General features: G+C 53.5%; 20 protein-coding genes and 1 pseudogene. 10 read left to right on the top strand and 11 right to left on the bottom strand.

Annotation, left to right across the window (positions count from 1 at the left end):
• Positions 1–21 precede the first annotated feature (21 nt).
• The 6 genes from AC0LWN_RS26490 (at position 22) to AC0LWN_RS26465 (ending at position 5,867) form a co-directional block, all read left to right on the top strand.
• Positions 22–1,662, top strand: a complete 1,641-nt coding sequence (locus tag AC0LWN_RS26490; protein WP_474670702.1) for a type 2 periplasmic-binding domain-containing protein — start codon at positions 22–24, stop codon at positions 1,660–1,662.
• 30 nt (positions 1,663–1,692) lie between these two features.
• Positions 1,693–3,039: a glycoside hydrolase family 30 protein gene (locus AC0LWN_RS26485; protein WP_474670700.1), complete on the top strand. Its 1,347-nt coding sequence runs from the start codon at positions 1,693–1,695 to the stop codon at positions 3,037–3,039.
• Positions 3,040–3,159: 120 nt separating this feature from the next.
• Complete coding sequence (locus tag AC0LWN_RS26480; RefSeq protein WP_474670698.1) at positions 3,160–3,681, top strand: stalk domain-containing protein; 522 nt, start codon at positions 3,160–3,162, stop codon at positions 3,679–3,681.
• A 122-nt stretch (positions 3,682–3,803) separates the two neighbouring features.
• Positions 3,804–4,202: an Rrf2 family transcriptional regulator gene (locus AC0LWN_RS26475; RefSeq protein WP_474670696.1), complete on the top strand. Its 399-nt coding sequence runs from the start codon at positions 3,804–3,806 to the stop codon at positions 4,200–4,202.
• A 94-nt stretch (positions 4,203–4,296) separates the two neighbouring features.
• Positions 4,297–5,205: a class I SAM-dependent methyltransferase gene (locus AC0LWN_RS26470; RefSeq protein WP_474670694.1), complete on the top strand. Its 909-nt coding sequence runs from the start codon at positions 4,297–4,299 to the stop codon at positions 5,203–5,205.
• Between the two features lie 233 nt (positions 5,206–5,438).
• The gene (locus AC0LWN_RS26465; RefSeq protein ID WP_474670692.1) at positions 5,439–5,867 is read left to right on the top strand and encodes a GreA/GreB family elongation factor; all 429 of its coding nucleotides are present in this window, start codon (positions 5,439–5,441) and stop codon (positions 5,865–5,867) included.
• Between the two features lie 110 nt (positions 5,868–5,977).
• Here AC0LWN_RS26465 and AC0LWN_RS26460 read toward each other — a convergent pair whose 3' ends face one another.
• Positions 5,978–7,915, bottom strand: coding sequence for an NAD(+) synthase (locus AC0LWN_RS26460; RefSeq protein ID WP_474670690.1), 1,938 nt, complete (start codon positions 7,913–7,915; stop codon positions 5,978–5,980).
• A gap of 537 nt (positions 7,916–8,452) precedes the next feature.
• Between AC0LWN_RS26460 and AC0LWN_RS26455 the strand changes: the two genes are divergently transcribed.
• The gene (locus tag AC0LWN_RS26455) at positions 8,453–9,493 is read left to right on the top strand and encodes a LacI family DNA-binding transcriptional regulator (protein ID WP_474670688.1); all 1,041 of its coding nucleotides are present in this window, start codon (positions 8,453–8,455) and stop codon (positions 9,491–9,493) included.
• Positions 9,494–9,644: 151 nt separating this feature from the next.
• Positions 9,645–12,839 carry an alpha-mannosidase gene (locus tag AC0LWN_RS26450; RefSeq protein WP_474670686.1) on the top strand — a complete coding sequence of 1,065 codons (3,195 nt, stop codon included), beginning with the start codon at positions 9,645–9,647 and terminating at the stop codon, positions 12,837–12,839.
• Between the two features lie 309 nt (positions 12,840–13,148).
• Here the strand turns inward: AC0LWN_RS26450 and AC0LWN_RS26445 are convergent, their stop codons facing one another.
• The 9 genes from AC0LWN_RS26445 to AC0LWN_RS26405 form a co-directional block, all read right to left on the bottom strand.
• Positions 13,149–13,526, bottom strand: a complete 378-nt coding sequence (locus tag AC0LWN_RS26445) for a hypothetical protein (protein WP_474670684.1) — start codon at positions 13,524–13,526, stop codon at positions 13,149–13,151.
• A gap of 52 nt (positions 13,527–13,578) precedes the next feature.
• Complete coding sequence (locus tag AC0LWN_RS26440; protein ID WP_474670682.1) at positions 13,579–13,806, bottom strand: hypothetical protein; 228 nt, start codon at positions 13,804–13,806, stop codon at positions 13,579–13,581.
• Between the two features lie 87 nt (positions 13,807–13,893).
• Positions 13,894–14,613, bottom strand: coding sequence for a matrixin family metalloprotease (locus tag AC0LWN_RS26435; protein WP_474670680.1), 720 nt, complete (start codon positions 14,611–14,613; stop codon positions 13,894–13,896).
• Positions 14,614–14,736: 123 nt separating this feature from the next.
• On the bottom strand, positions 14,737–14,862 hold the full coding sequence (locus tag AC0LWN_RS26430; RefSeq protein WP_474670678.1) for a hypothetical protein: 126 nt from the start codon (positions 14,860–14,862) through the stop codon (positions 14,737–14,739).
• Between the two features lie 161 nt (positions 14,863–15,023).
• Positions 15,024–15,710: a rhamnogalacturonan acetylesterase gene (locus AC0LWN_RS26425; protein WP_474670676.1), complete on the bottom strand. Its 687-nt coding sequence runs from the start codon at positions 15,708–15,710 to the stop codon at positions 15,024–15,026.
• Positions 15,711–15,785: 75 nt separating this feature from the next.
• The gene (gene uxaC, locus AC0LWN_RS26420) at positions 15,786–17,189 is read right to left on the bottom strand and encodes a glucuronate isomerase (RefSeq protein WP_474670674.1); all 1,404 of its coding nucleotides are present in this window, start codon (positions 17,187–17,189) and stop codon (positions 15,786–15,788) included.
• 33 nt (positions 17,190–17,222) lie between these two features.
• A complete protein-coding gene (locus AC0LWN_RS26415) occupies positions 17,223–18,710 on the bottom strand; it encodes a UxaA family hydrolase (protein WP_474670672.1) in 1,488 nt (495 codons plus the stop codon).
• Between the two features lie 236 nt (positions 18,711–18,946).
• The gene (locus AC0LWN_RS26410) at positions 18,947–20,359 is read right to left on the bottom strand and encodes a tagaturonate reductase (protein WP_474670670.1); all 1,413 of its coding nucleotides are present in this window, start codon (positions 20,357–20,359) and stop codon (positions 18,947–18,949) included.
• 363 nt (positions 20,360–20,722) lie between these two features.
• Positions 20,723–21,718 (bottom strand): LacI family DNA-binding transcriptional regulator, encoded by a 996-nt coding sequence (locus tag AC0LWN_RS26405; protein WP_474670668.1) that lies wholly within the window; start codon positions 21,716–21,718, stop codon positions 20,723–20,725.
• Between the two features lie 172 nt (positions 21,719–21,890).
• Between AC0LWN_RS26405 and AC0LWN_RS26400 the strand changes: the two are divergent.
• A pseudogene (locus AC0LWN_RS26400) lies at positions 21,891–22,131 on the top strand (hypothetical protein); the annotation flags it as partial.
• A gap of 5 nt (positions 22,132–22,136) precedes the next feature.
• On the opposite strand, the gene AC0LWN_RS26395 reads toward AC0LWN_RS26400, so the two are convergent.
• Complete coding sequence (locus AC0LWN_RS26395) at positions 22,137–22,355, bottom strand: hypothetical protein (RefSeq protein ID WP_474670666.1); 219 nt, start codon at positions 22,353–22,355, stop codon at positions 22,137–22,139.
• A gap of 162 nt (positions 22,356–22,517) precedes the next feature.
• Here AC0LWN_RS26395 and AC0LWN_RS26390 point away from each other — a divergent pair, with 162 nt between their 5' ends.
• Complete coding sequence (locus AC0LWN_RS26390) at positions 22,518–22,877, top strand: DUF3139 domain-containing protein (RefSeq protein WP_474670664.1); 360 nt, start codon at positions 22,518–22,520, stop codon at positions 22,875–22,877.
• Positions 22,878–22,886: the final 9 nt, after the last annotated feature.

Raw genomic sequence — 22,886 nt, 5'->3', positions numbered from 1 at the left:
AACTTTGAGGAGGACTAATACATGAATAAAGCAATCGGCAAAAAAGGACTGAAGCTGTGCACGGTGCTGATGGCGGCTGTACTCGTAATGTCGGGCTGCGGCGGAGGCGGCAACTCAGCAAGCTCAGATAAAGTAGATTTGCCATCAGTTGACAACCGTTACACGGTAGACGCGGAAACTCCGGCCTGGAAGCTGGACAAAAAAGAGGAAGCCACAGACCTTACCTGGTACGTGAATGCGGATTGGTGGAATACAGATTTCGGCAAAGACGTAGTCACGAAGAAAATTAAAGAGGACCTGAATATCAATATTAAGTTTATCACCGGGGACGATACGAAGCTGAATACGTTTTTTGCAGGCGGCGATATGCCGGATTTGCTGACCATCTTTGATTCGAACTCGCCGGTGGCGCAGAAGGCTGCTACCTGGGCACTGCCCCTGAATGATCTGGCAGAGAAGTATGATCCTTACTTCAATAAAGTGGCGGCCGCCGATACGCTGAACTGGTTCAAACTCGGGGATGGCAAAACCTACGGCTATCCGAACTATTCCAATACGCAGGCCGATTATGACAAAGGCAACATCCCGGCCACAACTGCTTTTGTCATCCGCAAGGATGTCTATGAAGCCTTGGGAAGCCCTGTGGTTAGCACACCGGAAGAGTTCAAAAATGTCATGGGCCAAATCAAAACCCGGTTTCCGGAGCTGACCCCCTTTGGCTTCAACTCCATCGGTGAAGGAACCGGCTCGCTGGGAGATACGCTGCAGGATTTCATTGGAGTACCGCTAGAAACCAAAGACGGCGGATTCTACAACCGCAATCTGGATGAGGAGTATCTGACCTGGATCCGGACACTGAACAGCGTCTACAGAGAAGGCGCAATCAGTGATGACAGCTTCGCCGATGACGGTACGGCCTTTGAGGAAAAGGTGAAATCAGGCAAATACGCCACCATGCTGCTTGACGGAACGCCGCAGCGGAGCGGTAATCTGCAGATTTTCATGAGTGCGAATCCCGGCAAGGAATACATCGCCATCGACGGACCGCAGAGCACAACCGGCAATGCGCCGACGCTGAACCAGTCCGGGATTACAGGCTGGATGATCAACTACATCACCAAGAAGTGCAAGGACCCGGCCAAAGCGATACAGCTCTTCACCTACCTGCTCAGTGACGAAGGCCAGATGCTGATGAACTATGGTATTGAAGGCGAAACCTATCAGATCAATGCGGACGGCAAGGTGGAGCTGCTGCCTGCAGTGAAGGACCTGCAATTAAATAATGCCGACAAATTCAAAAAGGATTACCGGCTGGGTGAGTTCATGTTCTTCGGGCATGACCGCGATAAGGCCTTGAGCGGGGATGCATTCCCGGAATCCATCAAGCAGATGCAGGAATGGGGCAAAGGCAAGCTTAAGCCGCACTTTATTCTGGAGAAAATCAACCCGGATCAGGGGACGCCGGAAGCACGGGCGCTGACCGCTATCGACACTCAGTGGAACACAAGCCTGGTCAGCATGCTTCGCGCCAAGGACGATGCAGCCTTTGACAGTATCCTGGCTGACTATAAAGATTTCCTGGATAAAAACAACTGGGAAAAGATCGTAGAGATCCGTACCGAAAAGATGAAGAAAAACAAGGAGAAGCTGGGGCTGAAGTAGTTTATTTTATTCATTTGGAGGGAAGCCACATTGCAGCAGCTAATTATTTACAGGTCTACAGGTGAAGACGAGTTATTCATAGAGCAGCCGCCAGAGCTGCTGAACCCGGTGGCTTCAGGGCAAACGGGCGTCATCGTTACGATTGACCAGAGTCAAACCTATCAGGAGATAGATGGCTTCGGGGCTTCCTTTACCGATTCGGCGGCTTATCTGATCAACCAGGTGCTTAGCCCTGAGCAGAGAACGGATCTGATGGCGAAGCTGTTCGATCCGGCAGCCGGGATTGGCTTATCCGTGTTGCGGAATCCAATGGGCGCTTCGGATTATGCCAGAACGGTATACAGCTATAATGATCTGCCTGAAGGGCAGACCGACACAGAGCTGAGCCGGTTCTCCATCGCCCATGATGAAGAGGATATCATCCCGCTGCTTCAGCAGGCTGTGGCTCTTAATCCGCAGGTCAGGCTGATGGCTTCTCCGTGGAGTGCGCCGGGCTGGATGAAGAGCAGCGGGTCAATGATCTCCGGAGAGCTGAAGCCGGAATATTACGGAGTGTATGCCAACTATTTTGTGCAGTTCATTCAGGCTTACGCGAAGCATGAGCTTCCTGTTTATGCGATCACCCCGCAGAATGAGCCGCTGTTTGAGCCGCATCATTATCCCAGCATGCTTATGCTGCCGGAGGCGCAGGCCGGTTTTGTGCGGGATTATTTGAAGCCTGCGCTTGTGAAGCATAAGCTCCCCGTCAAAATTCTCTGCTATGACCACAACTGGGACCGGCCGGATTATCCGCTGTCTGTGCTGGAGGCTGCCGGAGAAGCAGTCGATGGGGTGGCCTGGCATTGGTATGGCGGAGAAGCCGCAGCGCAGTCGCAGGTGAAGATGGCTTTTGACAGCAAAGAAGTGCACTTCACCGAAGGCTCGGGTGGAGAATGGATTCCGCCTTTTGAGCAGGCCTTCTCCAATGTGATCCGCACAGGGATTGAGATTCTGCGCAACCACAGCAAGTCGTTCGTGCTCTGGAATATGGCGCTGGACGAAAATAACGGGCCTACGGTGCCGGGCTTCGGCAGAAGCACCTGCCGCGGCATTGTCCGGATCGACCAGCAAACTGGAGAGCTTGCCTACACCCTGGACTACTATGCGCTGGCGCATTTCAGCAAAGTGATCCGGCCCGGAGCGCTGCGGATTGATTCCGCCGCAAGTCATGAGTCCATCCGTTCTGTCGCTTTTCTCAATCTGGACGGATCGATTGCGGTAGTCCTGTTCAACGATGGGGAAGAGGAAGCGGCTGTGGCTGTGAAGTTACCGGAGACCGGTGAGGTCAGTCTGCGTATGCCGGCAAAAAGTGCCGTTTCGATCAAACTCAATGGATAACAGATATCCGTGAATCACACGTACAGCCCATGCCATCCGGCATGGGCTGTCTGCATAGTCATCAACCATCGTAAAATGGTAAACTAGGAAGTATAGTATTTTACGGGGAGTGAAAGTCATATGAAAAAGCTTGCTGCCGGATTCCTGGCCGGGGCGGTACTTATGGTAAGCACACAGGCAATTGGTGCCTCAGTGAGTCTAGTAGGCAAGAAAATTCAGGCGGAATACACCGTAAAGGTATACGGCAAAAATTTGGCCGTTCCGGCTATTGTGATCGACGGGAAAAGCTATGCGCCGGTACGGGCGATCGGAGAACTGGCAGGCTATAAAGTTACACTCTCAGGCAAGACGATCAGTCTGGATGAGAAGCCGGGCAAGTCCTCCTCTTTGCTGGCCGAGAGAAACGCAGGCATCACTATTGGCCCGGTGCCGACGCCCGTATCAGACTCTGAAGCAGCGGAGATCAAGAGTACAATCAAGGCGATTGACAGCAAGATTGATATTGTAGTGGATAACATCCTGACCACGAGCAGCAAGCTAAAGCTGGATTCCGATAATTCTGACTTGAAGGACAAGCTGGAGCAATACAAGGCGGAATATGCCGACCTGCTGAAGCAGAAGGCCCAGGAGCTGGAGAAGTAACAGGCGAGAATGACAAGCAAGGGGCATTTCTTCAGCGGCAGCAGACGGTGAAAGCCCCTTGTTTGCTTTTCACCTGATTAAGAGTTATTATAGATAAATAAAGTCTGTAATAGAGGTGGCATATGAAATACTCAAAGGCAACCGATTATGCGCTGCATACGATGCTTTTTTTGGTGGCTGCCGCACCTAACAAGCCGATAGGGGTTCAGACATTGGCGGAACGGCAGGGGGTATCGCCCACCTATCTGTCCAAGATATTAACCAAGCTGGTCAAGGCAGGATTAATTGAATCCGCATCCGGTGCGAACGGCGGGTACCGGCTCAAGCGCAAGCAGGAGGAAATTTCTTTTCTGGACGTTATTCATGCCATTGAAGGCACGGCGTCACTGTTTGATTGCACGGTCGAGCATTCCAGTGAATGTCTGATCCAGAGAGAAATGGTTGAAGCGGAGCAGCAGATGGAGCGGTATTTGCAGAACAGAAAGATATCCGAGCTTGCCGGGAAAATAACGGTGGACTGACCCTCCACTTTTATTTTGGAACAATTATAGATATAGATAGTCTTTAAAGTCTTTGAATCTGAGGAACATATGACCAGGAAAGGGATGAGCCGAAATGACAAACGAGTTATTTAATGCAGCCGTATGGGAAAAGGCCTGGAAGGAGGACCCGGCAGCGATGGGCAACGTCTTTAAGAAGTCCGGGATGGACCCGGCGCATGGCTTTGACCACAAGGCGAAAGCTTTTAACGAAGAGGTGTTCAGTGAAGAGGGAAGACGCAGAAGCGAGCGGATCATTGGCTGGCTTGAGGGCCAGGGGGTGGATTTTGCCGGGCTGTCGGTTCTTGATGTGGGAGCGGCCTCGGGCGGATTCACGGTTCCTTTCGCCGAGCGGGGAGCGCGGGTTACAGCCGTTGAGCCTAACGTTCCATTATCCGAGCTGTTTCTGGAGAATACATCCAGGTTCGGGCAGGGTCAGGTGGAGCTGGTGCATGAAGCTTTTGAGCATGTGGATATTGCCGCCAGAGGCTGGAAGGGAGCCTTCGACCTCGTCTTTGTGTCCATGTGTCCCGTGGTTGTCGATTGGGAGAGTGTGGAGAGACTGCTCAGCTGTGCGCGTCAATACTGCTATATCAGTCTGATGGCGGGGCGCAGGGAGCATAGTCTGATGAATGAGGTTGTTCCTTTGCTGACAGGAGAGAAGCTGGCTATAGACAGCTCGGATATGGCCTATTTGAACCATCTGCTGTATTTGAAGGGCTATTCCTTCGAGTCGCTGGTGACCCGTGAGATGAAAACCGGTGAAGCCACCCATGAAGAAGCCATAGAGGAAGTGATGCAGCTGCTGAAGCATTACCGGCTGCCCGCAGATGATAACTCCCGCAAAATTGTTACAGAGTACGTTCACAGCACTTATCCTGGCGGCAAGGTCGCCATCCGCCAGGGCGGACGCTTTGGCAAGGTGCTGATCCGGCTGCAGGAGCTGAATATGTACAGCAGAGCGGAGGGAGGCAAGCGCCGTTAATTCGGTCTGACCTTGTATTTCTGACAAAAGATGATATGTTATAGATAGATCCCCATCGCGGGATCTATTTTACTATTTAGGCTGAATTAATGAACTACAAAAAGGCAGTAATGATCAAAGCCGATTTGGTAAATCAATAATTCAGTCTATAGAAAAGGAAGGAATGATGGAAATGAGAGGGCAAGTGCAGGTTTTCGAGCAGGACCGGATGAAGAAGGCAGGTGAAATCTACTATGAGCCATAGTCTGATTACACATCCCATGCGTGAGGAACTTGTGCGCCAGCTGGTATATTTCGATGAGCATATATTCGCCATACTTGACCGGGTAGCTCTGGAATCGGCTGCGGAAAAAGCGGAAACCCGGGCAATGATCAAGAGCTATCAAGAGCGTGTGCAGCGGATTCTGTCCGGTGCCGGCGATGATTTGGAGCGATCCGTAGTGCTTATCGGCTCCCGCATTTCTCTGAAGATTGGCCCGGAGACGCTGAAGGAATCTTACACCATCGTAATTCCGGAGGACACCGGACTGGATGAGCACTGCATTTCACTGTGGTCTCCGATGGGCAGGGCGCTGCTCCTGGCTGAACCTGGTGAGACGGTAACGGTTCATACGCCCTTTGGCAGTGATCAGGTACTAGTGCTGAATAATGTGTACGTGTAGGAAAAAAAGAGGTTTACGCTAAAACGGCTGCGCCGTCCATTCAGGGACGGCGCAGCCGTTGCTGCTTGTTATAGAAGAAATTCCGGGCTGTCTGCTGACAGGCTGCTTGCTTACAATTCCTCCACTTCGCGCAGCCAGAGGGCGGCGGAGGCGTCGCTTGGCATGCGCCAGTCGCCGCGCGGCGAGAGGCTGACCGTCCCGACCTTAGGACCGTCCGGCAGACATGAACGCTTGAACTGCTGGGTGAAGAAGCGTTTGATGAATACCCGCAGCCAGTCTGCCAGCTGCTCTTTGGAATAGGTGTCGCCAAAGGCATGCCGCGCTAGATAGAACATCTTCGCAGGCGAAGCGCCGGTACGCAGCATGTAATACAGGAAGAAATCGTGTACGACATAAGGTCCGAGTATATCCTCTGTAAGCTGGACAATCTCTCCGGTGGCTGAAGGCGGGAGAAGCTCGGGGCTGATCCCTGTGTCGATGATGCTGTACAGCAGCTTGTTCACTGTATCGTCCGCTTCGTTGTCGGCATACCAGGCGACGACATATTGAATCAGCGTCTTCGGAATCCCCGAATTGACGGCGTACATGGACATATGGTCTCCGTTATAGGTGCACCATCCGAGCGCAAGCTCCGACAGATCGCCGGTGCCAACGACGATGCCGCCGTTCTTGTTGGCCAGATCCATCAGGATCTGCGTGCGTTCCCGGGCCTGGACATTCTCATAGGTCAGGTCGTGAACGTCCTTATCATGGCCGATGTCCTCGAAATGCTGCAGACAGGCAGATTTGATGTCCACAACCTTGAGCGAGGCCCCGAGTGCGTTGATGAGCCCTACGGCATTGTCGTAGGTGCGGTTCGTCGTGCCGAAGCCGGGCATGGTCACGGCCAGCACATCGCTGGCCGGACGGCCCAGCAGCTCCATTGCCCGTACGGCGACGAGCAGCGCAAGCGTTGAATCCAGACCGCCGGAAATGCCGATCACGGCCTGCTTGGTGCCGATGTGGCGGATACGCTTCATCAGGCCGGAGGTCTGAATCGAGAGAATCTCCCGGCAGCGCTCGTCGCGCTGCTGCGGGTTCCCGGGAACGAACGGGTTCACCGCCATGCTGCGGATCAGTTCCCGGTCTTTGTGCTTGCCGGCGGGAGGGGCATACAGCACCTCGCGGTAATTCCGGCCGCCCTTGCCGGCCCGGAACGTGCCCATCACTGTGCGGGAATACTGGATTCTCGGCACATCAATATCTGCGACGATGATCCGGCTCTCATGGGTGAAGCGCTCGGATTCGGCGAGCATCTGCCCGTTCTCGGCGATCAGCGAGTGGCCGCCGAACACGACATCCGTCGTTGATTCGCCGGTATTGCAGCCGGCGTAGACGTAGCCGGCCACGCAGGAAGCGGATTGGCTGGAGACGAGCTGGCGGCGGTAATCCGCTTTGCCTACCAGCTCATTGCTGGCAGAGGGGTTGAACAGCAAAGTGGCTCCGGCCTGGGCCAGCAGGCTGCTCGGAGGAACCGGCACCCAGAGGTCTTCGCAGATTTCCACGCCGAAGGACAAATTGCCGTCTCCTTCACTGGTGAAGATCAGATCATTGCCGATAGGAACGGCAGCTCCGTCAATACGCAGCTCCGTTACTTCAAGCTCCTCGGCTCCGGCAAACCAGCGGGGCTCATAGAATTCGCTGTAGCCAGGGATGCAGGTCTTCACCACAAGGCCCAGGATATTTCCGTGCTGCATCACGGCCGCGCAGTTGAACAGCCGGCTCTTGATTGAGACCGGCAGCCCGGCGATGACGATCAGGTCCCGCCCTTTTGTCGCTGCGGAGATTTTCAGGAGCGCCTCCATTGCAGCAGCCTGCAGCGCTGGCTGAAGGAATAAATCGGCGCACGTATAGCCGGTTATGCAGAGCTCAGGCAGGACCAGATATTCGACCTGCTGCTTGTCCGCTTGTGTGATGACCTCAATGATTTGTTCTGCATTAAATGCGCAGTCGGCAACCCGCAGTTCTGGGGAAGCGGCGGCAACTCTCGCAAATCCGAAATTCTGCATTTGTTTCACCTATCCTTTGTATGAATGACACGTACTATTAATTGTACCCATGATCTGGTACCCGTAACAAGTACATATCAGCCAAAACTCCAAGGAGATTGCTTACGGATTGAACTGAAAATAAGGAGAGCACTACCGAACGTCGCCAGGATTAAGTGGAAAAAGGAAACCTAAATCGTTGATTTTGCTGTTCTTTTGGTGATTAGTTGGAAAAAGGAGACTTAATCCTCCCCATATCCATCCATATAGAGATTTTGGGAAGAAATAGCTGGAGTTTTTCCCACTAACGATCCTCAGAGGAGGTCGCTCAGCAGATTGAAGTGGAGAAATTCCATCTCAGTTACCTGCAAAATAGACAATCGCATACGGAATCATTTATTCCTGAAATTTTGGCCGCCGCAGACGTTCATAAAAAAATCTGTAAGCGATTGCCCTGAGTATAACCCTCTTCCGGGCCGCTTCAATGGAATACAGATGCTCTGAAGTTACACTATACACATGAAATAACACGTGTTATACTCTTGCCGAGGTGCTGATATGAGCAAAAAAAGAGTAACCAGCCACGACGTAGCCAGGCTTGCGGGCGTGTCCCGCAGCGTGGTATCTGCCGTGCTGAATGATACGCCGGGTATCGGTGTAAGCGCGGAGACCCGCGAGAACGTGCTGGCGGCGATCCGGGAGCTGAACTACCATGTGGATGCCCAGGCACGCAGCATGAAGACGGGCCGCAGCATGAGCCTGGCGGCGTTCGGGGATACCCGGCATCCGCTGTTCATGCGGCTGCTGGAGGGCATGCAGAGCGAATGTGAGGCGCATGGCTATCACATTCTGCTCTGCTCGCCGGGCCACAGGCCGGACGGCAAGGCCAGAGCGGAGCTGGTGGATCTGTACCACCAGCGGAAGATCGACGGAATCGTGACGCTGGACAGCACCAGCTATCATGATGAAGCATGGGCCGCCAAGGTCAGCGAGGCGGGCGTTCCCTATGTATCCGTCGAAGGCTATGCCGAGACGGAGGGGGTCTGCTCTGTGCTGGCCGATTACAAAGGCAGCGTGCAGCTTGCACTTGATTATTTGATGCGCGATAGCGCTCTGCAACTGCAGGCTCCCCTATATGCCGAGGTGTATCATGATGGCGTCCGCAGCTGGGCGGAGCGGACGCGCCGGGATGCCTATACCGGCTGGTGCAGCGAACGGGGCATGAGCCCGTTCTCATTCCGTCTTCCCGAACGGGAAGGGCGGGTGAGATGGGAGGAGTGGCTCATGAAGCTGACGGATATCAGCAAGCCCGCGCCGCCGCTTCTGGTGAACTGGTCCAGCGGCATCCCCGATTTGTACCGGGCCGCACAAAAACTGGGCCTGCGCATCGGCGGAGACCTGCAGGTGATGGCGGCAGACAATACGATTCAGGGCCACCGGCTGAGCCTGCCGTCGCTGAGCTGTGTAGAGATCCCCTATGTGGGCATGGGAGAAGAGGCGGTCCGCCGCGTATTGAAGCAGATAGACGGCAGCAAGGCGGAAGAGGCTTCCGGGAAAATCTGGCTGCCCGCCGTCCTAAGAGCGGGAGAAAGCGCGTAAGCGCATTCTGAGGACGGCAGCCTACATAGGCGGGAATATGTTTTACGCCTGGTATCATATATTTCTGACAGAAGCGGCTCCGTCTATAGAATGGACGGAAGAGCCCTTTTGCCAGTGTATATAACACGTGTTATATAAGGAGGACAAAAGAATGTTTTGGACTGAGGAGAAGCTGGCTGCAAGGCTTCGCGAGCTGGAAGGATACCGTTACCGCGAGCTGACCAAGCTGAATGATTGGCTGATGGCGGAGGACAAGGAGGGAGCGAACGGGATGTATCCGCCGCAGCTTGGCGGAGACAGCACGCTGCGGCTGGGGGATTACTGGACCGGAAGGGATGTCTACCTCTGGCTGCAGAGAACAGTAGAAGTGCCTGCTGAATGGAAGGGAAAACGCGTGGTGGGGCTTTTTGATTTTGGCCGGACCGGCGGGGGCAACAACAGCGGGTTCGAGTCGCTGCTGTTTGTGGATGGCAAGCCTTATCAGGGGGTGGATTCCAACCACCAGGAGGTTTTTCTGGAGGAGGATGCGGCTGGCCGGGCGCTGGATTTCACCTTCCGCTTATGGTCGGGGCTGGAGGGCGGCGGCCTGCCGGTTCCCCAGGAGCACCGGATAATCCGGGCGGAGCTGGCCTGGCTGGATGAGGCGGCGGATAATTTGTATTTTACGGGCCGGGCGGCACTGGGTACTTACAAGCAGCTCGCAGACAATCAGCCGGAGAAACAGGAATTGCTGCTGGCGCTCAACCGGGCGTTTAACAGGCTGGACTGGTCGAAGCCGGGCAGCGGGGATTTTTACATCTCGGTTCAAGAGGCGGAGACGCTGCTGCTTGAGCAGCTTGCACTGCTGGAGTCCAAGCATCCTGTAACTGTAACCGCTATCGGTCACACGCATATCGACGTTGCCTGGCTGTGGCGCCTTGCCCATACCCGGGAAAAAGCGGCGCGTTCCTTCTCCACAGTGCTCCGGCTGATGAAGCAGTTCCCGGAATACGTCTTTTTGCAAACCCAGCCGCAGCTATATGCCTACATCAAGGAAGATTACCCGGACATCTATGACGAAATCCGCAAGCGGGCCCAGGAAGGACGCTGGGAAGCCGGTGGTGCGATGTGGCTGGAGGCGGACTGCAATCTGACGAGCGGGGAGTCGCTGGTGCGTCAGATTCTGTACGGGACGAAGTTTTTCCGGGAGGAGTTCGGCGTGGAGTGCAGCTATTTGTGGCTGCCGGATGTGTTCGGCTACAGCTGGGCGCTGCCGCAGATTTTGCGCAAATCGGGAATTGATATGTTTATGACCACAAAGATCAGCTGGAACCAGTACAACCGCATGCCTCATGATACGTTCCGCTGGAGAGGCATTGACGGCAGCGAAGTGCTCACCCACTTTATCACCACGCCTGATGCGCCTGACTACACTGCCTGGTGTTATACCTATAACGGACTGATTGAACCCTTCTCTGTACAGGGTATCTGGGATCAGTATCGGGACAAAAATTTGAACCGCGAGCTGCTGCTCTCTTACGGATACGGCGACGGAGGCGGCGGGGTCAACCGGGAAATGCTTGAAATGCGCCGCAGGCTGGACCGGATGCCAGGAATTCCGGCTGTGCAGACAGGGCGGGCGGATGAATATTTCGAGCGTCTGAAAGAAACCGTCAGAACTACTGACCAGTATGTTCATACTTGGGACGGGGAGCTGTACCTGGAATACCACCGGGGTACCTATACCAGCCAGGCTTATAACAAACGGATGAACCGGAAGCTGGAGCTGCTGTACCGTGAAGCAGAATGGCTGCAGGTGCTGCTGGCAGCGGAAACGGGCAGCTTCGGCAATTATCCTGTGAAATCGCTGCAGGAGGGCTGGCAAATCATTCTGCGCAATCAGTTCCACGATATTATCCCCGGCTCCTCGATCCGTGAGGTGTATGAGGATTCGCGGCTGGAGTATGCGGAAGCGGAGCAGCTCGGCAGAGCTGCGCTGGATGCGGCTGCGGCCGGGCTGGCGGAGAAGGTCGGGCAGGCAAAAAAGGTGGAGCAGTCAGCTTCGCCGCTGGGTACGGAATACACCGTATTTAACAGTGCCTTCTTTGACCGGACAGAGCTGGCGGCATTCCCTTATGATGCTGCTGACGGAGATATCGTGTGGACTGCCGCGGACGGCAGAGGGCTTCCGGCCCAGCATGTCGGCGACGAATGGCTGATTGAGGTTCCTGCTGTTCCGATGCTGGGCAGCACGGTAATCACATCCCGGCCAGCCGCTGGAGCGGCAGAAAACACAACCCTTATTGCCGCCGGTCCGGTTCCGTTCGAGTGGCAGGATTCCCGGCTTACGACGCCTTTTTATGTGCTGGAATGGAACGAGGCGGGGCAGCTTAGCCGGATTTATGACCGTCAGGAACAGCGTGAGGTGCTGGCAACGGGCGAGCACGGGAATGTGCTGCAGGTATTTGAGGATAAGCCGAAGATGTTCGATGCTTGGGACATTGATCTGTACTATCAGGAGAAAAAGCGGGAAATTACCGACCTCCGTTCGGTGGAGCTGACGGCCTGCGGCGAGCATGTGGCGGTGCTGAGATTCACCTGGAACTATATGGACTCCTCTCTGGTTCAGCAGGTCAAGGTATATGCCGCAAGCCGCCGGATCGACTTCGAGACACTGGTCGATTGGCATGAGCAGCATCAGCTGCTGAAGGTCGCTTTTCCAGTGGCGGTGCGGGCTACGGAGGCTACCTACGACATCCAGTTCGGCAACGTCAGACGGCCGACGCACTGGAATACGAGCTGGGATTATGCCCGGTTCGAGAGCGTGGGCCATCAGTGGGCCGATTTATCGGAGCGGGGCTATGGCGTGAGTCTGCTGAACGACTGCAAATACGGCTATGATATTAAGGATCATGTGATGCGGCTGTCGCTGATCAAATCGGCCACCGAGCCGGACTGGCAGGCGGATCAGGGAGAGCACCGGTTTACCTATGCCCTGCTGCCGCATAAGGGGGACTGGGCGGCGGCAGGCACGGTGCATGAAGCCTGGTCGCTGAATAATCCGCTGCATGCAGTCAAGGGCGGCTATCACGCCGGAGCCGGTAAATCACTGATCAAGACGAATGCCGCCGGCATCGCGATTGATGCTGTCAAAATGGCAGAGAATGGCGATGGCTGCATTGTCCGTCTGCATGAATATACGGGAACCCGCAGTACCGTAACGCTCGGCAGCGACTATCCGGTGCATTCCTGGCAGGAATGCGACCTGCTGGAGCGGCTGGTTGACAAAGTCAAACCGGGCCAGACGGTCACGCATGAAATGAAGCCTTATGAGATCAGCACCTTTATAGTTCGATTCTCCGGCTAAGCCGGGGGGAATGAATCAGTTTTTGCAGAACAGGCATCCCCTTTCCATTGTGAAAGAGAGATGCCTGTTTGCTGATACATTTGTAAAGCCTGTAGTTTGCGCCTTGAATACCGACCGGTAAACCAGTGGAATAAAGAGTGTTACGGACGGATATAGCGTCTAAAGGAATCGTCCATGAACCGCCGTATACCGTACTGTGGTGTGAGAGCTTGGGGGCTAACCGCCCCATGTTACTCGATTAGTTGCAAGTTTTAACTCCATTTACATGTTGTTCTAAATGACAAATATGTAGATAGAGCAACAAATCGTTTATTCGTCTTTGGTTACTATCGCTTTAATATATTGATTTTGGCCTGTTTCAACCGCTATTTCCTGTTCGGAATTGATATTTTTGATAGACCATAGCTTTGTCCCCACTTGGTAAAAATTAGAGGAATAATCAAGTGTTTCTCCCGTCTCAGTTGTTGAGTAATTCTTAATCTCTCCGAGCGGTTCATCAACCTCTTCAGCAGGTGTATCCGTAATAGTGTATATAATATTATTCCATTTAATAGAGGGGAAAGCAAAAGAACCGAATCCAACCGAGGAGGTTTTAATTTCTTCCTTGGTTTCCTTATTCCCTTTGGATTCATTTGAGCAGGATATAAGCAGCAGGAGCGAGAGTAAAAGTATGATTCGCTTATTCATGTTCGTCACCTCATCTTCTAAACGGAATTACTTCAGGAAATGTTGCCGTCGATTATTTGAGAATACTTTGGAGTGAAAGTTCTTCACTGCTATGGATGTTTTTGTAAGTATCGTTATTGCGTAAGAAAACACTATCATCCTCGTTAATAGGAATATAGTTTCCATCGTCTGTTTTATGCAAGAACAGAACAACCTCTTGATCTTTTTGTAGATGCGTGGAATGGTTGGCGATCACTTTAATTTTTCCGATAGTTCCTCCCTTTTGGGAAACAGTTATCATGGAGCCTTCTATATCTTCGCTTCCTTTTAGGACACTCTGAACTTGAATTTGACTAAGGGCCGAATACGTACCATATTCCCCGTCTTTTTAGTAATACCCTAATTTATTTACTACTTTTCCTTGAATTACTAGATCCGAGGCTTGCGCAAGATCCGCTTCATTTTCGTATACTACTGCCCATGATGGAAAGAGGTATATGCCATCTTCTTGAGGAGTGGAGTTTTCTACAGTCGAGTCACTGGCTTTAGAAGCAAAAACGGGATATAGATTATTTACAACAGAGATATCCGATGCAGAAGGATTCAAGGCTCTTGACTGTACGTAAGTTCCATTAGTATATACGAATGTACCGGGGGCCATGATAGAAGAAGTCTCTATAGATGAAGTGTGTTCTAGTCCAAGAGCGTGCCCAAGCTCATGGCCGGCTAAGCCCGCGACAATACTGCTGGTATATCTGCTTAGGGATGTGTAATACGTATTAATCCAGCACTGGGTATTAACAATTATGCCATTTGACCTTGTTACAAGAGTATAACCGTCATCACTTGTGTTCGAGTTGCTTAAGTTATAAGTGTAAAAATTTGAAGCAGCCCCAAGTGTGCTGCTAAGTTGAAAGTTGGTGTTGTTTTTCCACTTGGCTGCGCCACTTGCCCATGCGCTCGTATCACTGCTGGGTGATATAGTTACTGTTTGGTATCGACTTGACCAATGCCCATGTGTTGTTGGAGCAGCGAAACTTGTAGAAGCACTTATCACTAAACTTAGGGATAATAGGACAGCGGATACTAAATAGCTTTTTTTCTTCAAAATCGAGATCATCCTTTTTTTAGTTTTACAGTAAATAAATTCTACATAATATCTCAATACCCTTTTTCATTTGGGTAAATTTATTGTTAAAAGTAAAATGTGGATAGTCAAGGTCCTAACGCCTTAAGAAGCTAAGAAATTTACGTCAATATGAGACACAGCCTGCTTGGAAAAAATATAGGTTATGCAGGTTATATGCGTCTGGCCAAAATCATGGGCGCGGATGCCCAGATGAAGCGGAGCGGTCATGGCAATACCTCCTTTTTGTTCAACATACGATTTCTTATTTCGCAAAATACAAAATCCGCAGGCTGCAAAGCTTGCGGATTTTGATCTTCAGGCACTCCGCCGCTTGCGGATTAGAGAATGCACTGCATACCGGGGAGTCCTGACTTCATCTATGTTTCTGGCTAATCGCACAAATGTGTGCTCAAGGTGCTCAGCTCCGCAGACTGACGAATTGCATCTACTACTAAAGCGGCTATGCGGGCAGCGCCTTCCTTGCTGAAGTGGGTATCATCCGTGATGCCCTGCGGATAATTGGGATGCCCGTTCACGGGCAGATGCATGAACAGCATCCGCGAGCCTTCTTCTCCCAGCAAGCGGTATAGCTGCTGGGAGGAGGCGAAGATATCCAGCAGCGGCGTACCGGTGTCCGCAGCGACTTCGCGCATCACCTCCGGGTACGGTCCGACCGCCAGCGGGTCGGGCTCACCGCCGGGAGTGAAGCGGCGGCGGCTGACGGAGGTCAGCAGTACAGGGAAGCCGCCGCTGCTGCGGGCGAAATTGACGAATGTCAGCAGATTGCGGCGGTAATCTGTCCCCGGCTCAGTATAGCGGGCCGGATCTTCCTTCTTCTGATCGTTATGTCCAAACTGGATCAGCAGGAAGTCGCCGGGCCGGAAGTCCTTCCCGATATCGTCCAGACGGCCTTCCGCCAGAAAGGACCGGGTGCTGCGCCCGTTGATTGCGCGGTTGTCCAACGTAATCGAAGGGCTGAAATACGGCTGGAGGTATTCCCCCCAGCCGGTCATCGGCTTCTCGCCCGCCCCTTTCTGGGCGGCGGTCGAGTCACCGGCGATAAACAGCGTCGGCATTATCTGCCTCCTCTCTGCTTGCCGAAGATGTGCGGCCTGTATTTGTCTGATTTGTCCGCTTCCTTGCAATTATGCTCAATTGCCGGATGCAAAGCCGAAGTAGCCAGCGGCATTGTTGTAGGCGACATCCTCCACCAGTTGCCCCAGCAGCGCCAGGTCATCCGGCGCTTCGCCGCGCCCTGCCAGCTCGCCGACCCACTCACAAAGCACGCGGCGGAAATATTCGTGGCGCGTGTAGGACAGGAAGCTGCGCGAGTCGGTCAGCATGCCGACAAAGTTGCCCAGCAGACTGTTGTCGGCCAGTAGAGTTAACTGTCGGCGCATGCCGTCGCGGGTATCGTTGTACCACCAGCCGGAGCCGAGCTGCAGCTTGCCTGCGGTGTCCTTTTGATAGCAGCCCATCAAGGCGAGCAGGGCCGGATAATCGCCCGGATTGAGCGAGTAGAGGATGGTCTTCGGCAACCCCTTGCCGCATTCGGCCCGGTCCAGCAGCTTCGAGAGCGCTTCGGCCAGCGGCAGGTCGTTTATGCCGTCATATCCGGTATCCGGCCCCAGCCGCCGGAACATCGGCGTGTTATTGTTGCGGAAGGCGTGCAGGTGAAGCTGCATGGTCCAGTTCTTGTCATGGTACATTCCAATCAGCGCCGACAGCAGCTCTGTGCGGTAGACGGTAATCTGTTCCGGTGTCAGCACAGCGCCCTGCAGGCGTATGGCGAAGATGTGCTCCACCTCGACGGCGTCAACCGCAGCCTGATACCGCAGCACATCCAGCGCATGGTCGGAGAGGCGGCAGCCATTGTTGTGGAAGAATTCCACACGGCCACGCAAAGCCTCAACCAGCTCCGCATACGTGGTTACCGGCTGTCCGGCTGCCGCCGCAAGACGTTCCAGGTAAGCGCTGAAGCCTTCGGCGTCGATATTAAGCGCCTTGTCAGGCCGGAAGGTAGGGAAGACCTGAAAGGATTGCTCGGATTCCTTCAGCAGCTGGTGATATTCCAGTGAATCCGCCGGATCATCGGTGGTGCAGATGATTTTAACATTTGAATTCCGGATAAGACTCCGCCGGGTGTAGGCCGGTTCAGCGAGCTTGCGGTTAACCTCCTCCCAGATGGCCGGTGCGGAAGCTTCGTTCAGCGGCTCGGAAATGCCGAAGAAACGGCGCAGCTCAAGGTGGGTCCAGCTGTAGAGAGGGTTGCCGACAGCCTTAGGAAGCGTGCGTGCCCAAGCCAGAAATTTGTCATAATCCGAAGCATCTCCGGTAATATGGGATTCAGGCACTCCGTTCGCACGCATAAGCCGCCACTTGTAATGGTCTCCGGCGAGCCAGGCTTCGGTCAGATTGCGGAACGCCTTGTCTTCATAAATTTCCTTCGGGTCCAGGTGGCAGTGGTAATCAATAATCGGCATGGCTTTGGCATGATCATGGTAGAGAAGCTGCGCCGTCTGGCTGGTCAACAGAAAATGATCATCTAAAAACATCGGAAGTCTCCCTTTACTTATATTTATATAGAATTAGAGCGTAACTCCGGTCTTGAAAATAGCCAGCTCACGAACTTCGTTTTGCTCATTGCGCGTTTTTTGGCCGCTGGCCACATTGATAATATAAGTGATAAATTCCTCAAGCACATCGGCCATCGGACGCTCCAGCAGCGGTCCGGCATTGAAATCCATCCAGTGGCCCTTTTTGGCAAAAAGATCATTGTTGGTCGCTATTTTCACCGTGGGCACAAAGCTCCCGAACGGCGTTCCCCGGCCAGTGGTGAAGAGCACGAGCTGGCAGTCGGAAGCGGCGAGGGCGGAGGCTGCCACCAGATCGTTGCCCGGAGCCTGCAGCAGGCTGAGGCCTTTGCGGCGCAGCTTCACACCGTATTGGAGCACATCCACGACGGGCGAGCTGCCGGCCTTTTGCGTGCAGCCGAGTGATTTGTCTTCCAGAGTGCTGATCCCGCCGGCCTTGTTGCCGGGGGAAGGGTTCTCGTACACCGGCTCGCCGTAGGAGAGGAAGTACTGCTTGAAATTATTGATCAGAGAGACGATGTCCTCATAGACCTCGCGGCTCTCGGCACGGGCCATCAGCATTTTCTCTGCGCCGAACATTTCAGGGACCTCGGTCAATACGGAGGTTCCGCCCTGGGAGATAATAAAATCGGAAAAAGCGCCCAGCAGCGGATTGGCCGTAATGCCGGAGAAGCCGTCGGAGCCGCCGCATTTCAGGCCGATGTTGAGCTCGCTGAGCGGAATCGGCTCACGGACATCGTTCTTCGCCGATTCGTACAGCTCCTCGAGCAGCGCGAGGCCTGCCTCCAGCTCATTACCCACCTCCTGGGCGACGAGGAATTTGACCCGGCTCTTGTCATAGTCGCCCAGCATGCTGCGGAATTCGGAGACGATATTGTTCTCGCAGCCGAGGCCGAAGACCAGCACACCCCCGGCGTTGGGATGATTCACAGCATCCAGCAGAATGCTGCGGGTCATGCGGTGATCATCACCGAGCTGCGAGCAGCCGTAAGGATGCTTCAGTACGGTGAGGTTATCGAAGCCGCCAAGGTCCGGGTGCTCGGCCTTGAATTCCTGCAGCATTTGCTCGGCGATGCCGTTCACGCAGCCCACCGTGGGGATGATGAACAGATCGTTGCGGATGCCCGTCTTGCCGTTTGCCCTGCGGTAGCCTTGAAAGGTCAAATCGCGATGAGGATAAGTAACGGGATGAAGGTCGGGAAGGTACTCATACTCCTCTTCACCGGACAGATTCGTCTTAATGTTGTGCGTATGCACCCAGTCACCAGCCTGAATCGGAGCAGTGGCATGGCCGATGGGATATCCGTATTTTGTAATGACATCTCCTTCGGCAAAAGCAGTCAAGGCGATTTTATGGCCCTGCGGAATATCCTGTACGGCTTCAAGACTCAGCCCTTCGAAGGCTAGCTGCTCACCGGAGGAGATGGGACGCAGCGCAACGGCTACCGTATCCCGGGGATTCATTTTCATTAATCGTTTCATGCTGTCCCTCCTACAAGTAAATTAACTTTAGATTTTCATATGGGTCTGGCCGTAACTACGGGGAATGTTTGGACTTCCGGCCGCTGTTGTCTCCAGATTTCTTGAATTTTTCCGCTGTTCGCGGATGAAATCCGGAGACAAAGGCGGACGCGTTCGCTCCTCCAGTTCCAAACTTCCCCTCCGTCACTTCTGCCCTTTTTTTCACCTATCAAGTTATATTTAAATTCCGGCATACCTTAACTCACAAACTGCTCCAGCGCGGCCCGGCTGTCAGAGCCTTCGAGCTGCTGCAGCTTGCTGGCCACCGCTTCTGTAAGTCCAGGCACCTGTGTCAGATCCTGCCCCCACAGGCTGTCTTCCTTCAGAATCGCTGCTGCGAAGGTGGACGGATCGCTCCAGGCCTGATCAAAAAGAGCCAGCACCTCCGGGCTGTCCTGCCGCTTCACGCGGTCACCCCGGTAGCTGAGCAGCAGGGCGGCGAAGGACAAGGTGATCAGCGGCGGCAGTTGTTTACGCTCTTGCTGATACCGGAGCAGGACAGGGAGCAGCCGGGTTTTGAATTTGGAGATACTGTTCAGGGAGATGGAGGCCAGCTCATGGCGGATAAAAGGATTCTTGAACCGCTCCAGCACGGCGCTGGAATAGGACAGCAGCTCTTCCTTGGGCAGATCCAGCATCGGCAGCAGCTCCTCTTCCATCAGCTCGCGCACAAAACGGTAAAATGTTTCGTCATTCATCACATCCTCAACCGTTTCCAGACCCGCCATCATCGCCAGCGGAACCATAGCCGTATGCGGGCCGTTCAGCAGATGCACCTTCCGCTCGCGGTAAGGCGTCATATCGTCCGTAACAACCACGTTTAACCCCGCCTTCGCCAGCGGCAGCCGCTCTGATATCCACGAAGGCCCTTCAATAACCCAGAAAAGAAACGGCTCGGCGGTCACCATCAGCTTGTCGAGGTATCCCAGCTCGGATTCCAGCCCGGCAGCCTTGTCACGCGGGTATCCGGGAACAATGCGGTCAACCAGACTGCAGCAGAAGGTGTTCTCCGCATCCAGCCACTGCAGGAAATCTTCACCCAGATTCCAGTCTGCGGCGTATTGCCGCACAATCTCCTTCAGCTTCTCGCCATTGCGGTCAATCAGCTCGCAGGGAATGATCACGAAGCCTTTTTTGCCCAGTTCAAACCGCCGGTGGAGCAGGGAGGTCAGCTTGGCGGGGAAGCTTTTGGGCGGCGTGTCCTGAAGCCGGTCTCCGGGGTGATAGGCAATGCCCGCTTCTGTCGTATTGGAGGTGATGAACTCCAGCTCGTCATTTTCGGCCAGTGCGAGGTATTCCTCATATTCGCTGTATGGATTGATCACCCGGCTGACGCTTGTGATAATCTCCCGGGAATTGACCTGTTGCTGCTGCATAATGCCGCTCAGCAGCACCGTATACAGATTGTCCTGCTCGGCCATCAGACCGCTGAGTCCTTCTCCGATGGGCATGACCACAACTGCACTTCCGTTAAACAGTCCTTGCTTGTTCATTTGCTGGAGCTGCCAGTCAACAAAGGCGCGCATGAAATTTCCTTCGCCGAATTGGATCATCCGTGCGGGATACTGCGGCAGTTCGGGCATTGCGCTTCTGGATAAACGTTGTGTCATAAGCGTTCATTAATCTCCTTTATAATGGTTTTGATGGATGCACACGTGAACATTTTATGCAAAAAAAGAGAGCACCTGAGGTTGAACCGGATGAAGGATGATTTCATGCCGAAGTATCGTACTCGCTAGAGTGCATAAGTGGAAAAAGTAAACCTAGAATTGGCGATTCGGCCTCCAGAAAATCCATCTGAACACCGCTGCGGTGCGAAATTCAGTGAATTCACTTCGTCCGAGCATGAGCATACGAATCCGGTTACGAGGTGCAATCCACCAGGTAGAGCAAGTCTACCTGGCCTGCCGCATGATGTTCTCCGCTAAGTTCGCTCAGCATGTGCAGCTATGCACTCAGCACCGCTCGCCGCCTTACACTTCTCCGACAGTCTGACGAGCGACAAGCGCGGTCTTAACGAATAGCTGCTGCGGTGCGCTCTCGGGGTTCAGGAGTAACTGAATGAGCATTTTGGTGCCCAGCTCGCTGATCTCGGCAATTGGCTTGCGGACCGTTGTCAGCGCGGGGTTCGTGTAACGCGCAAACATGATATCGTCAAAGCCGATCAGCGAAATCTGATGCGGAACATCAATTTTATGGGCATAGCAGGCGTTCATCGCACCAATCGCCATGTCGTCATTGGAGCAGAACACCACAGTTGGCGGCTCATCCAGAGCGAGTAGTGCGGCCATCGCGGCATATCCGCTCTCAATACTGTAATCCCCGGGCACAAAATAGTCGGAATTCAGCGGAAGCCGCCGGGCGATCAGACTGTCCATGAAACCTTGCTTGCGTTCACTTGACGACTTGAAGCCGGGCTTGCCTTCAATAATCGCAAATCTCTGGTGCCCCTGACTGATGGCATAATCAATCGCTTCCTTCACACCTTCGCGGTCATTCGCCACCACGTTCATAATACCCGGGTCTTCCAGCTGACGGTTCAGCACCACGAGCGGGATGCCTACCTTCTTAACATGATAGATGAAGGCGTTGTCCTCGTCGCTTTGGCTCATGACCAGAATGCCGTCAAAGCGCTGCGGCTGAATATTGCCGAAATTGTGGACGCCGTCGATCCCGTTAACAGTGAGGTTGTAGTTCTCATCCAGGACATGGCTGATGCCCTTGATCGCATCGACCAGGAAGCTGGACGAGGTCCCCTGCTCAATGCTGGAGAAGAACAGCCCGATGGTGAAGGAACGTTTGGTAACCAGACTTTTGGCGCTGTAATTCGGCACATAGTTCATTTCTGCGGCGATTTTCTCAATTTTATCCCGGGTGACCTTCTTGATCAGCGGGCTGCCGTTCAGCGCTCTGGACACCGTTGTATGGGAGACGCCGGCGACGCGGGCAATATCTTTGATGGTGATCATAGCATCTCTCCGGAAAAGTGGAATTGTTAACGATTTCAGTGTACGTCCTCCACACAGTCAAGTCAAGAAATTATTAAAATGCACACGTTAAAATTATGTGACACGATGCTGCCTGCGGAGCTATAATTTGCATGCTTGCGGAAGTTCCATCGGGCTGTCGTTTGTGCTGGAAACGCAGAAAGGCCTGCTGAATCTGAACAAAACCTGTCAGGTGGCCGGCCCCGGTGGAGCGGACCGCCGTGACGGAAGTTTTGCCTACTATATCAGCGGGGCCTATCGTCAGCAATGAACAGAAGGGTCTGGGCGCGTTTGTGCTGGCCTGCGGGGAATATGAGCATTTGCAGCGCAGATGCACCCGTCTTTTCAAGTTCCAGAAGCAGGAAATGGGGAAGTTAGGCGGAATATACTTCTAGTAGAGCTAGGCTCTGTTATGCTGGAACTTCGTGACCTCACGGTCATAGTGGGAGACACTGCCGTCAAATCTTTTGAGCCGAACATAGTCCTCGGCAAATTTCTCAACAATTCCGATGCCAACCTGGGAGTACATACCATCGGGGTCAAGCTGCAGCGCGGACACATAGGTTTGTGAAAGGGCAGCGACAAAAAAATCAACATTTTTGACAAGAGTCTGCGGCATAGCTGGATTCCTCCGTTCTGTTAGCTTTAGCGCTTCAACGTGACCTGAGTCCAAAGCTTTTTACCTATTTTACGACAGCCTTTGCATTTTGAAAACAAGAATAATTTGCAGAATGTGTGAAAATAACGCTTGAATTTGCAAACGAAGGAGTGGTGGCCTCATTTGAGACCTGCAAAGAGAACACTTGCCATCATACTGGCAGTTCTGGCTGTATTGATTGTGCTTACTCCCATAGTGTACGTGCAGGCTGGAAAAATCATCTACGCTCACAGGGTGACCGCTTATCTGAAGCAGGAAATGGGTTATACCCGGGAGGAAATTTCCTCGGTGCAGGGCAAATGGACGATCAAGGCGCCGCCGTTCGTGGTCTTGGTGAAGTTTAAGGATGAGCCTGAGGTAGAGTATACTTATTTTGCACATGCTGAAGTGATACAATTCAGCCACAGCATTTCAGATGAAGGAAGAGAAGCTGGAGTGACCGAGCAGAACCTGAAGCACTTTGTTCCCCTTGATCCCTACTGATGTGGATAC

This window comes from Paenibacillus sp. sgz302115 (assembly GCF_056120445.1).
The sequence above is the reverse complement of the archived record's forward strand: the minus strand, read 5'-3'. Positions and strand labels throughout refer to the sequence as shown.

Excerpts from the sequence above, each read along its gene's own strand:
- AC0LWN_RS26395 (WP_474670666.1), bottom strand. The coding sequence starts at position 22,355 with ATGCCGCAGACTCTTGTCAAAAATGTTGATTTTTTTGTCGCTGCCCTT.
- AC0LWN_RS26460 (WP_474670690.1), bottom strand. The coding sequence starts at position 7,915 with ATGCAGAATTTCGGATTTGCGAGAGTTGCCGCCGCTTCCCCAGAACTG.
- AC0LWN_RS26410 (WP_474670670.1), bottom strand. The coding sequence starts at position 20,359 with ATGACACAACGTTTATCCAGAAGCGCAATGCCCGAACTGCCGCAGTAT.
- AC0LWN_RS26430 (WP_474670678.1), bottom strand. The coding sequence starts at position 14,862 with ATGACCGCTCCGCTTCATCTGGGCATCCGCGCCCATGATTTTGGCCAG.
- AC0LWN_RS26425 (WP_474670676.1), bottom strand. The coding sequence starts at position 15,710 with ATGCCGACGCTGTTTATCGCCGGTGACTCGACCGCCGCCCAGAAAGGG.
- AC0LWN_RS26465 (WP_474670692.1), top strand. The coding sequence starts at position 5,439 with ATGAGCCATAGTCTGATTACACATCCCATGCGTGAGGAACTTGTGCGC.
- uxaC (WP_474670674.1), bottom strand. The coding sequence starts at position 17,189 with ATGTTTTTAGATGATCATTTTCTGTTGACCAGCCAGACGGCGCAGCTT.
- AC0LWN_RS26415 (WP_474670672.1), bottom strand. The coding sequence starts at position 18,710 with ATGAAACGATTAATGAAAATGAATCCCCGGGATACGGTAGCCGTTGCG.
- AC0LWN_RS26455 (WP_474670688.1), top strand. The coding sequence starts at position 8,453 with ATGAGCAAAAAAAGAGTAACCAGCCACGACGTAGCCAGGCTTGCGGGC.
- AC0LWN_RS26450 (WP_474670686.1), top strand. The coding sequence starts at position 9,645 with ATGTTTTGGACTGAGGAGAAGCTGGCTGCAAGGCTTCGCGAGCTGGAA.
- AC0LWN_RS26470 (WP_474670694.1), top strand. The coding sequence starts at position 4,297 with ATGACAAACGAGTTATTTAATGCAGCCGTATGGGAAAAGGCCTGGAAG.
- AC0LWN_RS26490 (WP_474670702.1), top strand. The coding sequence starts at position 22 with ATGAATAAAGCAATCGGCAAAAAAGGACTGAAGCTGTGCACGGTGCTG.
- AC0LWN_RS26480 (WP_474670698.1), top strand. The coding sequence starts at position 3,160 with ATGAAAAAGCTTGCTGCCGGATTCCTGGCCGGGGCGGTACTTATGGTA.
- AC0LWN_RS26405 (WP_474670668.1), bottom strand. The coding sequence starts at position 21,718 with ATGATCACCATCAAAGATATTGCCCGCGTCGCCGGCGTCTCCCATACA.
- AC0LWN_RS26440 (WP_474670682.1), bottom strand. The coding sequence starts at position 13,806 with ATGATAACTGTTTCCCAAAAGGGAGGAACTATCGGAAAAATTAAAGTG.
- AC0LWN_RS26445 (WP_474670684.1), bottom strand. The coding sequence starts at position 13,526 with ATGAATAAGCGAATCATACTTTTACTCTCGCTCCTGCTGCTTATATCC.
- AC0LWN_RS26475 (WP_474670696.1), top strand. The coding sequence starts at position 3,804 with ATGAAATACTCAAAGGCAACCGATTATGCGCTGCATACGATGCTTTTT.